This window comes from Legionella wadsworthii DSM 21896 = ATCC 33877, assembly GCF_000701265.1.
In the GTDB taxonomy this organism is placed as follows: Bacteria; Pseudomonadota; Gammaproteobacteria; order Legionellales; family Legionellaceae; genus Legionella; species Legionella wadsworthii.
Genome location: NZ_JNIA01000023.1, coordinates 118,776 through 134,201, shown reverse-complemented (window position 1 = coordinate 134,201; position 15,426 = coordinate 118,776). Strand labels below are relative to the sequence as shown.

Genomic DNA, 15,426 nt, shown 5'->3' with positions numbered 1-15,426 from the left:
GATGCCAGATCAGGTATACTCTTTGGTTCACTCAATAAATTATCTTATTTGATACAGTTTAAGTTAATTTAGCGGGTAAACTTTTAACATCCGGATTCTTTGAATAAGCATCAAGAATTTCATTTATTAATTGTTCAATAATCCCCTCTTTCATTTCATCTTCAATTAATCCGACTCTTTCTTTCATATTGTTCAATCGGGTTTCTAGCTCTTTGGCTACTGAACCATTCGGAAATAAAGAGGATAAGACGCGTCGTGCTTCTGCAGGGCCTAGATGTCGGTATAAGTGATTCCTGACTGTCGCATCTTCAGCCGTAGTACTGAAAGCCCATAGCTCAACAGGTCCCAGGGTCAAAGTAAGCAACTGCACATTCACCCCAGATTTAGTGGCATATTGTGCTAAAAATGTACCTCCACCTTGTCTTGGACCATGCACCCGTGTGCGAAGTGCAGTTTTTGCCGTATCTGTGAGACCAAATATCGCAGCCGTTTTTTCAATGGCTTGTGAAGGGCCTGCATCCATAATATAAATTGCAGTCGCAAAATCGATCATAATTGCATCAAAATCTTCTACTGATTGGGATAATAAGGCAATTTGTACTTTCCATTTTCGTCCTTCACGCATATCAATAATAACCTGCTCACGAACTGCTGCAGATTTTGATGTTCGGTGAAACTCGTCATAAACAATCCGCTTATGATCTTCACGAATTTCTTGCACTCTCTCTTTATGATATTCTTTATATTGCTCCGGTATATTATTTAAGCTCTCTTCTGTTAAATAATAGTGCCTTGCCAAAACATAACGGGCCAACATATACATCACAGCAGTTTGTCTGTCTGCAGCATCCCCACCGCTTTTAGCAACCTCATCCAGATCAAGTGATACCACGCGCGCATCACCAATATCAAAGCTACTCACGCGAGATAAAATAGGATACTCGCGTACGGCAGCAGAAATCATTCTTGAGAATGCGTTAATTAATGATTCACCAGTAGGTGCAGTGATTCTTTCATAGAGATCTTCAATAGAGGGAGTTCGACAAATGGATGCAGCATCCGCCAACAATGGCATAGCGTAACGTTGGGCAAGCATCGCTTCATGAACAAAGCCCGCAGAATATAAAGAATCCGTAACTTCCCACCAGGTAGATTTTGAATCTCGTACAAATCCAATTTCTTCCAAAATGCCATCAATGAATTCCTCAACACCAGGAGAATAGGGTGCAGGGTTGAATTCATCAGCCAAACTTTTATACAATTCATCCACTACCATACCTGCAAGATCAGGCATCCCATCATAAGGTTTTTCCGCACCAAGAGGCGTAGTGAGCAAAGTAATAAAGTTAACCAGGAAAGCACGTTCCAATGCTGTGGGGTAGCGGCAACCTAGCTGGGTATCAAAAGGATTAATGGAGTATTCAGGAGTCATCCTTAAACGATGGTAAGCCACCAAATGACGCTTCGAAGCGGGTAAAGCTTCTTTTAATAATGAGATGAGACCACTACTTGAAGGACCGATATCAATAATGGCAATACGTGGTAAACGTAAGAGTCCCCCTGAAAGACACAGAGCCAAGTTAACCGCATTAGATAAAACCGATTTACCTGAACCCGGACGCGCATAAACCAAATCAATCCAGGTAGTTTGTTCTGTAGAGCCAGGCTGGAAAGGCCAGGGTTTTCCATCGGGTGTTCTAAAAAGTAACGCCCCTTTAACCCAGGGAGAGGCAGGACGGGTTATGGGTAATATTGAAACTACCGAACTCAGAGGTGCAACGGTTGCAACTGCCGTGCTATTTAGTGTTGCCGCGAGCATACCGGATACAAACCCCCCGAAAGGGTCACCACAAATTTCTGAAACGTCGGTAGAACCCCAACCTTCAATTGCTTTCACTAATTCGGAACTGCGTTGACGCAATAATGGAAACCGGTCCTCAGGTGCCCAGGTGGTTGCAACGACACGCAAGCGAACGATCGATTCATCTGTATTCAGTTGGATGTATTTCAATAAATTCACTGAATCACTGATTAAACGATTTTGAGCAGAACTAAACGTGAGGATTGCTGCAAGTAGCCCCTTAAGTTTTATTGTTGCCAGACCTTCACTTTCAATTAAAAAAGAAATTCGCCAAGGGATATGTGCAGGTAATATTCGTGTGAATAACTGAATAAATGGCCTTAAGTCTTTTGGGAATAAATCAATGTATGTGGATGAAAAAATTTTGTCACCAACTCGCACAGTCCGCAAATCCAGTATTTCAGCATCACGAGGAAATACTTGCTTTGCTAAGGGTGGCCATAATAAATCTGAGGTATCTCCTTCAAAGCTGTTTATTTCGCGAACTGTAACTTTATCACCAGGTAAACTGGGACGCCAATCATCTGCTGTATAATCCGGATCAGCAGTCATGCGAATTGCATGTACGGCATCATGGACTTCCAATAATTTTGCAGCTACATGAAGTGAATCGAGATCATTCATCACGGCACGAACATATGCATCATGCGTATCTCGTAGCTCCGCGATCGCAGCATAGACAGTTTGGCTGTTTTTAAAAGGAGGAAGCTTCATGTCCTTGATCATTTTCAATTTGGCTTTACTTGCCGCTTTTTGTTGTTCTGAAGGTAAATTAAAAGGACGAGTAATGAGTACAAAATAAACGCGTTCTTCTGCACAATATTGGGCCATATAATCAATTCGTTCTTCGAACAAATCATTTAAATTCAATTCGAGTCGTTTTGCTGTTGCGGTAGCTGGCTCGAATGTGTCCCGAATTAATTTTTTAATATTTTGTTTGTCATGGCTAAAATAAACTTGCAAAGCATGTCCAGGGCGCCCCATAGCCCCTTGGAATGAGTTGGTTAATCCAGCAACTAGATTTTCAAACTCCAAACTTCCAACTAGAGCAGAGACACCTTCAATTTTCAAAATAGAAAGTAAGGAACCATCATGATTTACCAATACTGTTGGACTATCTGCAGTTTCCAAATCAATATAAGATTCTGTTGTTTGCTTAAGCGAAGTGCTTAGCCAGGCAAAGAAGGTGTCTACTCCTTCAAAAAAAGATTCTGACCAATGCGCCATACTTTTCCTCACATTAACTTGAAATTTCTTCTAATGCACTAGCAGCCCATTTTTCAATTTGCTTGCGGAATTTGGCTCTAGAAGGCAATAAAAGTATATCTTTAAATAATTGTGCTCTTCTCTCTTCATCATTGACTCCTGCATCGATCATCAATTGACCAAATATTGCAGGATCGCTGGTTCCTTCTCCAAATTTGTCCTCCACAAGCTGTGAACGGAATTTGAAAGCTCGGTAAATATTCTGTGCACTGGATTTATATCCCGTATCATTTGTAATTGCACAAAAAAGTACGTGGCACATACTGTTTAACTCAGCTTGGGTTAATTCAGGAAGATAAATTAAAGTACCTCCACCATAACCACCTACCCCAACGGATTCAACGAAGAAGCACTGTGCACAGAAACAACAAGAAGTTACCAAATTTTCCAACTTGTTGTTGGCATAATTATTATCAAGATTAACTACTTCTTGAAATAAACGTGCTTGAAATCCACAAAACGTACATGTATACCTATCTCTTTGAAAGACTTTTTGTTCAAAAGCCTTAAATCGTTCGTCAACTTTTCTAGCAGAATACAAACGCCATGAACCTGGCGTGGCCATTAATTTTAATTTGTTTTTTTCTTGATTAACTGCCATATCCTCGGCCCACATTCATAATAAAATTCTTTGGCAATTATCGTTTTTATGCCCATTAAAAGATCCTCTTCCCGAAACAGGAGAGGATCTAAAAATGGGTATTACCATGATTATGCTAAACAACAATATAATTAGCCGCTAGTATATACTGTTCCTGTAGGTCCAGCAGTTGTACCACCGCTACCTCCGAACATTGTGACTCCAGTAACCCCTAGAATAGAGGGTAGGAACAATAAGGCCGCAGCGATAAAAACTAATGCAATCGGTGTACCTATTGGAATTTGAGTCGGATTGTCTTTATGCTGTTTGAATTTCATAATAGCACCAATTGAAAATCCTAACCCAGCCAGGTATGAACCTGCGGTAATCAATTTTGTCAGGTTTGTAAATGACGAGGTAATTGTCGATGCCATCGTACCCACGGATATAGAACCTCCGGCTGCAGCATCTTGACTCACCAAAGCCAATAAACTCAAACAAACAAAACTGCTTAACCAGTATTTGTAACTAGATTTATTTATGACATTACTCTTCACCTTTTTCTCCCCAATTTTAAATTACTAATTTAACTAAAAATTATCGTGCCTGCCCTGTCACGATGTCCCATACAATGTATTATTAATCATCTCAAGAGTACCTACAATATTGATTGCCAATATACCTCCGAAAACATGCATTAATCCTTTTCCCGTTCCTCCAGGCGGTTGTCCTTGTGAAGCTGAACGTGCAATCAATACCCATCCCCTTACGAAGGCAATCAACCCAATGACCTGAATAATTATTGTTAGAGGTCTACCTACGACACTTCCTGTACCGAATAAAGTATCCAATGTTGGATTACTACTGCTCACTGGAGCATACTGGAGGACATTCGAATAACCAAAAGTACTCACCATCAAAGATGAAAACGCCGATGGAAAATAAATAAATATCGCACCTACTACCAAATAAACTACAGGCTCTTTTACGCTCGTGTTGCTCGACATCATCGTACGAGCTTCACCATATACCTTTAAACTATAGATTGCTTTGAACAAAAATGCACAACCAATGAGATATGCGCCTCCTGTAATCATGCGTTCTACAGGGATTAAGGAGTTTGCGATATTTGTTAATATATTTACTTGGCCCGATATCCAGCAAGCTACTGATCCGCCCGTACATGTGTCAGCCATACAAACCTCAACTATCTTCTTGACTAAACCTAATTACACGCCCTGAGCTTGTTAAAACTCGACCCTGAATGGAATCTATAAGTCTAACAGTCCCGTATCCTGCGATTTTTGTTCCTTCTCTTACAGTAAGTGTAGAACCATTTGTGCCAATTAGCCAAGCCCGACCCGGAATTACTGCATTAATATAGTAAATTATTGGCGGTGGAGCCGGTTGGACATGGATTACACGCTTAACAGGTTTAGGTTTTGTACGCTCCAATAACACAGTAATTACTTCTGATTGTTTGACTACCTGAACATTCAATTCACTAATTACTTGATTCAATTTTGCGATTTGAGTATTTAAGGCATTCACATTATTATTGACATTATTTACCTGCTGATTCATTGAGCTTACTTCGGATTGGACTGATTGTTGGCTCGCTTCGATCGATGCAACTTTCTGTTGTAATGCTGAATTATTCTCTTGTGCTGCAGGAGCTTGCTGCACTACAGGCTGAGATGGACTTTCTGGTTGAGGCTGAATATCAGGCAGCGGCTGAGATTGCGGTTGTGGCTGTATTGGCTGACTTGGTATTTCCGTTTGAGCTATAGGTTGAGGCGTAGGCTCAGGTGCTTCCGCAACAGGTGCAGGGGTAGTATCTTTAGCTGGTGTTGTAGGCGTTTTCGAGAACATGCCGCCCACAAATTTATACATGAGCATAGCAAAAATAATGACGCCAATCACAATGAATGCATTACGTCTAATATTCTTTTGGGGCTCATGCCTTATAGGGCCTTTGGCTGGCCTTGTCGCATCGAACTCTGATGTTTCTAATGGTTCGTTCTCAAGAGAATCTAATTCCGCGAATTTATACTCATCATTTTGATCATTATCTGCCATTTTTATCTACCATCATATTAAAGAGATTTTACATCTTGAGTAAATAAAACTCCCACAGGGGTACCTGCATAAACCTCCACAGTCGTAGGGGTATTAAATAGTACTTGTGCTTGTTGTCCCCATGTTTTACCAACAGTTGCTAAGCCAATCACAGCATTTTCAAGCGTTGAGCGCCCAACACCATTTGCAACGGTTACATTATTGCCGCCCCCTGTACCACCTATGGTGACTGTAGTATTAGCAGACTGGAATGCATTACCAAACCCTTCTAAAAAGGAGGAAGCGAACAAAGAACCATACCTCAACAAGAAATGATGATCAGTCCTACTGGCAAGAGCTGTTCTTGCTGTATTTGGATCAATTGCGTACGCAGAAATCGGGATTGTTTTAGGTGCACCGGGAATAGACATGACGTTAAATGTAATAATCATCTTATTTGCATTTGAAGGTAAATTAAAGCTACCTATCAGTTTGGCACCTTTAAGTCTTCCAGAAACAATACTTGCAAGAATGGGTCCGGGTTCATCACTATTAATCGCGGTATCGATTACGGCGAAGAGAACATCCCCTGTTTTTATCATAGCTGATTGAGAAGTAGCTACAGTAGTTGTTGTCTGAGTCACCGTTGTACCGCCTGGACCTGCTGCTCCGGCAGCAACAGCAAGTTTCTCGTCTTCTTTACTCCCAGCAGTATAAATTTGTACAGGTACCGTTTTCCATTCCGCAATTAATTGATTTGCAGCCTGAGTCATATCTGATGTTTTCTGCTGAATTTTTTGTTGATATTTTTGCTCCGCCAGCTGTTGGTTTTGTTTATTAATAATGGTCTGTAACTGTTGATTGCTTGCAGGAGAACCAGGCAATACAACACTTCCAGGAGCGCCAGGGCCTACACCTACAGTAGGTATGCCTCCTACATTAAATGCACCTTGTTGTATATTTGGAGCACCCAATCCAGCAACTTGTGACCCCTCAGGAGTAGTCGCTAAATTTTGTAATTCCGCAGGACTATACCCAGCAGTTCTTAAATCAGCAGGACCATATCCTGCATCAGCCAATTCTTTAGCGCTATATCCAGCCGCTTTCATCTCAGCTGCCGTGAAACCAGCATCTCTTAAATCTTTAGGGCTAAAGCCGGCATCTTTTAAATCTTTGGCGCTAAAGCCTGCATCTTTTAAATCTTTGGCGCTAAAGCCTGCATCTTTCAAATCTTTGGCGCTAAAACCTGCCGCTTTGAGTTGTGCGGCTGAAAAACCTGCCGCTTTCAAATCTTTGGCGCTAAAGCCTGCATCTTTTAAATCTTTGGCGCTAAAGCCTGCATCCTTTAAATCCTTGGCACTAAATCCTGCATCTTTTAATTCTTTGGCGGTGAATCCTGCATCTTTTAAATCTTTAGCGCTAAAACCCGCATCTTTCAATTCTGCCGCTGTAAATCCGGCGTCTTTTAGCTCTTTTGCAGAGTAGCCTGCATCTTTTAAGGCCTTGGCAGAACACCCAAGCGTTTTCTTAATAGTAAGGGCGCTGATCCCAGCAGCTTTGGCTCTCTTAAGAGATTCAACACTGCAATCACCAACACGCCCTGCAGCCAAGACATCTGCAGGACTCAATCCTGCATTTTGTAGGTCCTTGGGAGTAAAGCCCGCTGCAAGCAGCTGTGCAGGAGTGTATCCGGCATCCAATAAAGATTGGGCATTGTATCCTGCATTTTTTAAAGCTTCTGCACTACACCCGTTTAATTCTTTAATGCGCTTAGCAGAAACGCCAGCTGCAAAGAGTTTTTTCAAATTGTCAGGGTTACAGCCCATAGACTTGATTTGGGCATCTGTATATGCGGCGCCTGCAATTTGTTGGGGCGTGAAACCAGCATTGGCAAGATCAGCATCAGTAAATCCAGCAGCTTTTAACGCTTGGGCACTACATCCAGCATACTGTTTGATTAATTTGGCGCTTACACCCGCTGCTTTCTCTTTTTTCAAAGTATCTACATCACAGCCTGCTTTTTTGACATCATCTGGTGTAATCCCAGGAGGTAACTCTGCTTCAGCGGCATTTATCTCACCCGAAGTGTAACCTGCTTTTGCCAAATCATCTGGCGTAAACCCAGCATTGAGTAAATCCCTTGCAGAGTATCCTGCCGCCCTTAGTTCTTCTGGAGTAAAACCTGCTCTTTTTAAATCTGCAGCGCTAAATCCAGCATCACGCAACTCTTTTGCAGTGAACCCTGCCGCTTTCATCTGTGCAGCGCTACATCCACTTATTCTACGAATTGCAGAAGCTGAAACCCCAGCCTTACGTAATTTAGTCAGTGCTTCTACACTACATCCGGCTTTAAGTACATCAGCTGCTGTAACTCCATCTGGCAAACCACTTGCCTTTGCAATTTCCTCTGGGGTAAACCCGGCTCCTTTCAACTCATCATCAGAGAATCCGGCATCCTTCAATTCCTGAGCAGTGAAACCAGCATTGCGTAATTCGCATGCATTATAACCACAGTCTCTTAATCTTGAGGCCGTATATCCTGCCTCTTTAAGTTGTCTTGCATTGTATCCGGCAGCCTTTAATTCTTTACAAGAACATACTTGATTCAACTCACCTAAAGAATAACCATTATCCTTTAATTGAACACAACTACATGCTGCCTTTAAATCCGTAAGTTGTGCCCCTTGGCTCACGACTTGGCTCACGGCTGTTTTTGAACAACTCGCGTTTTGTAATGTTTGTAGCCATAGACTTTTTTGGGCTCCTTCTTGATTTTCACGTGCTAAAGTGGCAAATCCTACACCGCTTTGCCCCCCTTGGGAGCCAATAACACCCACACCTTCACCTAATGCCTGGGTTCGAATAATGGTAGGGATGGCACTTCCGCCCGTTTGCTCAGCTTTTTGAGCTTGGTTAACATTCTGCTCTTCCTGTAATTTGGCGTATTGAGTTGTTGGATTGAGCACTCCAGGAATCGACTGAATCGTTCCGGGAGTATGTCCAACAGTCGCAACTGCTGAAGGACCCGTGCCAACGGATCTGAGTTTGAAATACCCTATCACTATCGCGATTATTAACAATACTACTGTGAAAATGATAATAACCCGAGTTCGAGTGTTTGAAAAAAGCGATTTTATATTTTCTTTTCTGCCAGCCATTTATAACCCTTCTACCTTGAGCTGCATGACCTTACCATGCCAGGAAACCAATAACACCGGAGATTTCTGCATTTCATATGCATGCGTCCCATCTGCACTGGTCATGCTTGCCAACCAGCCCGGTGATAATACCGTAAGATTTGTGCGAACATACATTCTGTCATTGGCTAGCCAAGCGCGTGCATCGCCACCAGTAATATTTAATCGTTTACTTCCCGGAGGCGGAACTCCATCTAGGACATGAAGCAGCAACTCACTTGCTGAGGGAGGAATTCCTGTTTCTAAAGGCATGGCTTTAGCATTGGGCCCCAAACCTTGTACCCGCAAATCTACCCGATAATCTACTGCCTTTTGCCCAGGGATTAGGGTTAGCATGACCGGCGTGTTTAAACCTCTTAAACGGACTGCCAAATTTCCGTAATTATATAATTTCAGAGCTTGAATCATAATGGTATTGCTTGTTTTATCCCATTGAATATTAAACGAGCTGGGATCGCCCAAATCATAAGCAGCAATAGGCCATGGAGCGCCGGATGAATCAAGAAAAACTAATGAAGAAACAAATCCTTGGGCCAAACGAATCACCGGGGGGGTAGAACCAGGGGATAGGTTGACAAATTGTGAGGTTGCAGTTGGTTTAGGCGGTGTACCTGCAGGCGAAGCCTTGGCATACTCCATAGTTTCTTGTATTTGTCTTAGATGAACTATTTGTTCTGTATTCAGGGGATAAATACTTTTTGTCATGTCCTTGAACGCTTTATTATTGATAATCTCCTCATCATTTTCGGTCACGATCCCGGGTGCATTAGGGTTCGGAGCATTGGCAGGAGGAGGTGGGGGTACCGGTGCGCCTACAGGGGGTTTATAGACATTATTTGCAAGAGGGATAGGAATATTATTTCCCCCCTGATTTGGAGCTGGAGCAGGAACGGGTGCTCCGCCTGGGGGTTGATTTGTTCCAGCTGGCTGATTTTGTGATAAACGTTGTTGCAACAAACGTAACTGTTGCAATGCTTGTTGCGCATTGTCATCCTGTGCATAGGAAGAATTGACAAAACTCCCTGTTATTCCATATATCAAACAAAACTTTAAAAACCAGTTCAGCTTTTTCATTAAGACACTCCACCTGCGGCAGGTCCTACAACAAATTGGGAAATTCCTATTCCTCTAGGCGAATTTAAAGTGGAAACACGTGTAATTAACATAGTAACCACATTATTCTGCTGAGTAAATTCGCTGGCGCTTTGGTAGGTTACCAATATTGGCATTTGTACTCGCCATGAAAAACTTCCGTTTAATACGCCTTTTTGCAAAATAATAGGTGCTCGTGTCGCCACAGCAGAAACAATGAGCTTTTTAGCTTTTACTGCATCCAAGTTATTCGATTGTTGTAACGCATTTAAAAATTGATCCCATCCTTCAGGAGTAAAAAATCCTGAAGATGCTTGTAATTCATCCCTGTAATTGACGAAATTATAAGTGAACGCTGCAATAGCTGCTTGGTTTGCCCATTGCAAAACTGCAGAGTCAGATTGATTGGGTTCGTTCAATGGGAAAAGGGGTGTAATACGACCATTAATGCTTGTAGCAAAATATTTTGGCGCAGGGGGGTGGGTCACCATATATACTAATAAGGATGCCAAAATTACGTTCACTATAATCGAAATTAACAACGTGAGCATTACTTTACGTTGGCTGTCTTTATAAAACTTATTTCTCAGTGAGACTACTGTCAAGGCATCTTCAGCCATAATAACCTCTATTTTAACTTATTGTGGTATAAATTTATCTCCCTCATTTTCCGCAGGCGGATCAGGAGGAAGCAGCGCATTGGGTGAATAATTCGGAGCCAATAATGGCTTCAATTGAATGGGAGGTGTAACCCCACTCGTTGCATAGAAATCTCGCTCAGGTTCTGTTAAATGGGTGTAGATGATTAAAAGCCCAAGAATACAATTGAGGAATAGAGAAATAATTAAGGCGGTTAACCCGCGTCTATATGAGTTAACATAGAAATTTTTACTGCCTTTTATCACTTCCCACGTTTCACGACTCATTATTTCCCCTATGCCACAGCTCGTCTGAAAGTAATTTCCACTCGTGCATTTACTGAACTATCACCGCCCTTAGTAAATCCTATAATAGGTTTATCACTACCTAATTCTTGTGTAAAGATCAAACGGCTATCTACTCCTTGAGACCAAAGATAATCACTAACAACTCTTGATCGAGCCAAAGTCAGGGCATGTTCTCTTTGTGGTGATACGTATTTATTACTGTAACTGGCTATATTAATAGCAATTTTACGAAATTGTTTCAGAAAAACAGCAATTTCATTTAATAAGGGATAGGATTTCCATCTCAGGTGGGGTGTTTCTGGTTCAAATAAAAAATGGGCTGGGATGCTTATCATATAATCCTGACCTATGGTAATTACCTTTATCCCTCTTCTATTTAATTTTTTAGCGAGCTTCATGATGGTCGCATCACAGGCACCAAGAACCTTACAGGGATACTTCGGCTCATCCCTATCCAGTGCCCAATAATCACCTTTGCAGGCTGTTAACATCAATATGACGAACATTACACCAGCCTGAATTAGATTAATACGTACTGATCTCACTCACTATCCTCATATTTCAAATGACCATTTAAAATGATTCTGACTGTAGCTTCTGTGTGTGTTCCATCTAAGAAAAACATACAAATCATTACGTTACAATGATTTCATTAAAATAGCTATTTTTTTAAAAATTTATTTATTGCTTTACATTTATTTGAGTAAAAACAAAGCGCCCAGGCTTATTTTTTCACATAGACTCAAAGTGAGTCATGATGACAGGAGGCATTTAAAGAATTTTGGAATATATAAGAAGAACTAAAAAAGGTGGGCTTGAAAGAAATCAGCCCCAACAAGGGGCTATTGTCGGAAACAAAAATAATTGATAAAAAATAAAGAAGGAAATCAAACTTTTTATTCTTCAGCTTTTTGATTTGCTTTTTCCCGTTCTCTACTTATGTTTTCGGAAAGGGACTTCACTAAATCGGTTAGCTCATCAGGGGCAATATAATCCCGCTCTTCAGGCGGATAACTGGTAGCCAATTGGAAATCTTTAATCAGTTCATTGGCAACAGTACCAGCATATTTATCCTTAGCTCCAGCCAAACGTTCAATATTCATCATTTGATTTCGTGTTTCATTGATCGGCAGTAAAGACTCAGAAAATGCGGCTTTATCATTCACCAAAATAGGCGGAGCATTTGCATTTTCTCGTAAAGTACTAAATATCGTTAATGCACCCTCAACTTCTTCTTCAATCAAATCCTCAACAGGTTCAGGTTCATTATGACCATGGAACGCAATTAAGGCAGATACTCCTCTTTCTATAGGTTCTTCTATGGGTGATTCACGCAATAACTTGGATATAAGCGTAATCTCTTCGCTATCTGCTGTTTTGTTAATAGATAAATCACCGCTTTCCAAGATGGACTGAAAAGAAACCAATTGCCTTTGCAATTTCATTAAATAATCGTCTGGCGGTGCCTCTACTTTCAAAAACTGGTTCAGTTTTAATTGTTTCACTGGTTTTGGATTCGCATAAAACATCCGGGCGCGAACAATTTTTGATTTGAAGAAAATATGGGCCTCACCTTCGGTTTGCTCTTTTAAATCCAGCAAATCTACCCGCGCTCTTTTTTCAAACGAGGAGCTTTTACTGTCCATGTAGGTATTAGCCATACTGCTGTCTTTGGCCTGAAATGAATCCACTTTGGTGACATATGCTTCGCCCGCTGTTTTAGTGAAGAAGTCCCATGTTTCCGTAGGATCTTCTAATTTCATACAAATTTTAATGTTGGTATTTGCACCAATTGAAGCGGCTTCTTCTTTAGATGCCTTTTGGAAGGCAGGTAAATCTTGCCCTGCAAAAATCGCAGAGAATCCCAGAGAACGTGCTTGCGCCGGCACAACGGCGAAACCTTGCACTGCATAATAACCGTACTCATCAAGGATGCACATATAAGGTGTGGGTGCATTGGTAGGCTTACGCAAAATGACGTCACGATAATCCCCTTCTACGTCCTCCCCCAATCCTGCAGCCATCATTGCCTTTAATGAAGAAACAATAATTTTGCCTAAGTTTGATAATTCATCCGGTGATTTTTCCAAAGCAGGCAAAAGGACAACAAGAATTCTTCGGTTCAATACGACGTCCTTGAAGTCTACTTCAGCTAAATTTGTACGAACAATATGTCCATAGGTATCTGCCAAAGATGAAAACGCCCTGACCAGCTGCATGGTAATGAACCCGTGTTGCTCTAAAACCTGGGAAACTTGCTTCCCTTTTTTTTCTTTGTTATAACCTGGCAAAGTTCCTAGATAGTTTCGTAATGGGTCTGTTACGAGTTTGGGTATTTGTTCAATATTTACACTTTCCTGATTGTCACGGGGAAAGATTTTATCAACAACGATGGTTTCTAATCTCGTTAAATCAAAGTAGTTCCGAATGGTATCCGCATCCAAAAGTATTGCGCCTTCATCGCGCATGTAAACCAGTAAACGCATCAATGCTTCTACGAATGCAATAGCACGGCCTTTCCACATGTCACCGTCGCCCCCACCTTTGGAATCACCCATTAGACTGACTACTAGCTGGGTTAACATACTGGAGGATCCTTGGGAAAAAGGATTAAAGGTATTTGACAGTCTTCTTTCTTGCGGACCGATAATATCACGTGCACCAGTCATAAAATTAATTAGGAGCAAATCGTCTTCACGGCCCATGCTTCGTACCATGGAGAACACTTTAGCGTAAAGGGAGTTGTCACCTTTCCCGTCAACATAAATAAATCCGCTGCCTTGGACTAAAGCATTAAATGCAAGAGAAACCAGACATTCCGTTTTACCACTACCGGTAGAGCCAAAAATCAGGGCATGTGTGCGCATGTCATCGTTAGCAAACCAGAGCTCATGACCCGTTTTACGGTCATTCCCAAAAAATGCAATCCCGCGAGCCATGTTGGGTTTATTAACACCAGGCTTCATATCGTTGTAATCTTTTACACGAGAAATTAAAGGCAAACGGAAAGGTAATTTTTGTTTGCGGGTATAGCTGTATAGAAAACAACCTGCTCCTACAATGAGGATGAACGTGGCTGCCTCTGAAAAATAATAAGACATTGCCGATAATGTAAACAAAATAATGGATATATTTGTTGGATCAGCAAAGAAATCGCCTAATCTTTGCCCCAGAGTTCGCGTGTCTCGAAGTAGGAGGGTTGGATCTAATTCATGACGTGAATCAATACCGCGCATCATGGCTCTAACTCCTGCATTTGTCGGGGGTTTAACTTAACTTCTTTTATGGCAATTTCCAATGCTTTAATTGCTTCATCGATCATGGGTACTAACGAGCGTCTTCCCATTTCCTTTTCTGCTTTCCAATGAGCAAAAGGACCAGCAACTTCTGAAAAGGGAGTTTGTCTTCCAACGCAATTAAGCATATACCATAAACGCCTATCAACGGGTCTTAACCATAAAAATTCAGCACTAGGAACGACCCCGTCATCCCGTGCTTTCTCAAGTAATGATGCCATTACACTTAAAGTATAGGCATGTTTTGAAACAACTTCCTGGATAATTTCTGTATTTTTATATTTTTCAATTGTTGGCCGGGCAACAGAGTAATCAAGCTTACCGGAAACATAAGTTTTATCCAATGTAGATAAGATAGCATTGGCTGCGTCCCTGTCCCGATTAATACGTGCCATAAAAACCGCAGCCAACGCATAAGCTTGAGGGGAACAATGTTCAAAACCATCCCAATAAGGACCTAATTGCAGGGTAAAAACCCGCTTAGCATCCCCCTTGCGTATACCTGCCGTCATCTCCTGGCCTGGAACGGGGTTATCTAATAATACATCTTCTTTTTTTAATAAATTGTACTTTCGAGCAAATTCCATTGGGGTCAATGCCATAGCCCAAATCCCTTTATTGATATCCTGGGAAACCAAATCCTCTTTGACTACAGGCATAATGGCAGGCCAGTTAAACTGCTCCTGCTCCCGTAATTTTTTCATATCGTAAATTTTACGGAATTTTAAAGTAATATTTGAAGTATACAAAAGTGTAGCGAGAACAAGGAGGACAAGAACTACGGGGTAACGCATGAAATTACCGACTTCTCGGGTCGTTGCGACCAATTGATCCCAATTCACTGCGTTAGGATCTACGGTCTGCATCACTTGAATCCAATTAGACAATTCTTCATTATGAATAAAAAGGTTAACAAGTTTTGCTTGCCAAATATTTATCTGGAATACAAACATCACAATATACTGGTGTCCCATTTTCCAAATAAGAAACACAGTAATAAATAGAAGTACCATGACCCATATTGGACCCATGCCACTATCTTGACCTTGCTGCTGTGGTTGTTGCGCCATTAGTGATTACTTCAAAAATAGTTTGTTTCTTTTAAGTATATACTGCTCCCGGATATTTT

Annotated in this window: 12 protein-coding genes; all 12 read right to left on the bottom strand. The window is 41.3% G+C overall.

Features of this window, described 5'->3' with window-relative positions:
• Positions 1–58 precede the first annotated feature (58 nt).
• Positions 59–3,088: a type IV secretion protein IcmB gene (locus BU07_RS0102865; RefSeq protein WP_031563537.1), complete on the bottom strand. Its 3,030-nt coding sequence runs from the start codon at positions 3,086–3,088 to the stop codon at positions 59–61.
• A 13-nt stretch (positions 3,089–3,101) separates the two neighbouring features.
• Positions 3,102–3,728, bottom strand: coding sequence for a type IVB secretion system protein IcmJDotN (icmJ, locus tag BU07_RS0102860; protein WP_031563534.1), 627 nt, complete (start codon positions 3,726–3,728; stop codon positions 3,102–3,104).
• A 131-nt stretch (positions 3,729–3,859) separates the two neighbouring features.
• Positions 3,860–4,264: a hypothetical protein gene (locus tag BU07_RS0102855; protein WP_031563533.1), complete on the bottom strand. Its 405-nt coding sequence runs from the start codon at positions 4,262–4,264 to the stop codon at positions 3,860–3,862.
• A 57-nt stretch (positions 4,265–4,321) separates the two neighbouring features.
• Positions 4,322–4,903: a hypothetical protein gene (locus BU07_RS0102850; protein ID WP_031563532.1), complete on the bottom strand. Its 582-nt coding sequence runs from the start codon at positions 4,901–4,903 to the stop codon at positions 4,322–4,324.
• Between the two features lie 7 nt (positions 4,904–4,910).
• Entirely contained in the window at positions 4,911–5,786 is an 876-nt protein-coding gene (gene icmG / locus BU07_RS0102845) for a type IVB secretion system protein IcmG/DotF (RefSeq protein ID WP_031563531.1), read from the bottom strand.
• Between the two features lie 17 nt (positions 5,787–5,803).
• Positions 5,804–8,923: a type IVB secretion system protein DotG/IcmE gene (gene dotG, locus BU07_RS0102840; RefSeq protein ID WP_031563530.1), complete on the bottom strand. Its 3,120-nt coding sequence runs from the start codon at positions 8,921–8,923 to the stop codon at positions 5,804–5,806.
• A complete protein-coding gene (locus tag BU07_RS0102835; RefSeq protein ID WP_031563527.1) occupies positions 8,924–10,036 on the bottom strand; it encodes a DotH/IcmK family type IV secretion protein in 1,113 nt (370 codons plus the stop codon).
• Positions 10,036–10,674 carry a type IVB secretion system apparatus protein IcmL/DotI gene (locus BU07_RS0102830; protein ID WP_031563525.1) on the bottom strand — a complete coding sequence of 213 codons (639 nt, stop codon included), beginning with the start codon at positions 10,672–10,674 and terminating at the stop codon, positions 10,036–10,038. Before BU07_RS0102830 ends, BU07_RS0102835 begins: the two co-directional genes overlap by 1 nt.
• Positions 10,675–10,692: 18 nt before the next feature.
• Entirely contained in the window at positions 10,693–10,980 is a 288-nt protein-coding gene (gene icmM, locus BU07_RS0102825) for a type IVB secretion system protein IcmM/DotJ (RefSeq protein ID WP_031563523.1), read from the bottom strand.
• Positions 10,981–10,988: 8 nt separating this feature from the next.
• A complete protein-coding gene (gene icmN, locus BU07_RS0102820; RefSeq protein ID WP_031563521.1) occupies positions 10,989–11,546 on the bottom strand; it encodes a type IVB secretion system protein IcmN/DotK in 558 nt (185 codons plus the stop codon).
• A 351-nt stretch (positions 11,547–11,897) separates the two neighbouring features.
• A complete protein-coding gene (locus BU07_RS0102815) occupies positions 11,898–14,240 on the bottom strand; it encodes a TraM recognition domain-containing protein (protein WP_031563519.1) in 2,343 nt (780 codons plus the stop codon).
• On the bottom strand, positions 14,237–15,367 hold the full coding sequence (icmP, locus tag BU07_RS0102810) for a type IVB secretion system coupling complex protein DotM/IcmP (protein ID WP_031563516.1): 1,131 nt from the start codon (positions 15,365–15,367) through the stop codon (positions 14,237–14,239). Before icmP ends, BU07_RS0102815 begins: the two co-directional genes overlap by 4 nt.
• Positions 15,368–15,426 lie beyond the last annotated feature (59 nt).

Excerpts from the sequence above, each read along its gene's own strand:
- icmM (WP_031563523.1), bottom strand. The coding sequence starts at position 10,980 with ATGAGTCGTGAAACGTGGGAAGTGATAAAAGGCAGTAAAAATTTCTAT.
- BU07_RS0102850 (WP_031563532.1), bottom strand. The coding sequence starts at position 4,903 with ATGGCTGACACATGTACGGGCGGATCAGTAGCTTGCTGGATATCGGGC.
- icmG (WP_031563531.1), bottom strand. The coding sequence starts at position 5,786 with ATGGCAGATAATGATCAAAATGATGAGTATAAATTCGCGGAATTAGAT.
- BU07_RS0102815 (WP_031563519.1), bottom strand. The coding sequence starts at position 14,240 with ATGATGCGCGGTATTGATTCACGTCATGAATTAGATCCAACCCTCCTA.
- icmJ (WP_031563534.1), bottom strand. The coding sequence starts at position 3,728 with ATGGCAGTTAATCAAGAAAAAAACAAATTAAAATTAATGGCCACGCCA.
- dotG (WP_031563530.1), bottom strand. The coding sequence starts at position 8,923 with ATGGCTGGCAGAAAAGAAAATATAAAATCGCTTTTTTCAAACACTCGA.
- BU07_RS0102865 (WP_031563537.1), bottom strand. The coding sequence starts at position 3,088 with ATGGCGCATTGGTCAGAATCTTTTTTTGAAGGAGTAGACACCTTCTTT.
- BU07_RS0102830 (WP_031563525.1), bottom strand. The coding sequence starts at position 10,674 with ATGGCTGAAGATGCCTTGACAGTAGTCTCACTGAGAAATAAGTTTTAT.
- BU07_RS0102835 (WP_031563527.1), bottom strand. The coding sequence starts at position 10,036 with ATGAAAAAGCTGAACTGGTTTTTAAAGTTTTGTTTGATATATGGAATA.
- icmP (WP_031563516.1), bottom strand. The coding sequence starts at position 15,367 with ATGGCGCAACAACCACAGCAGCAAGGTCAAGATAGTGGCATGGGTCCA.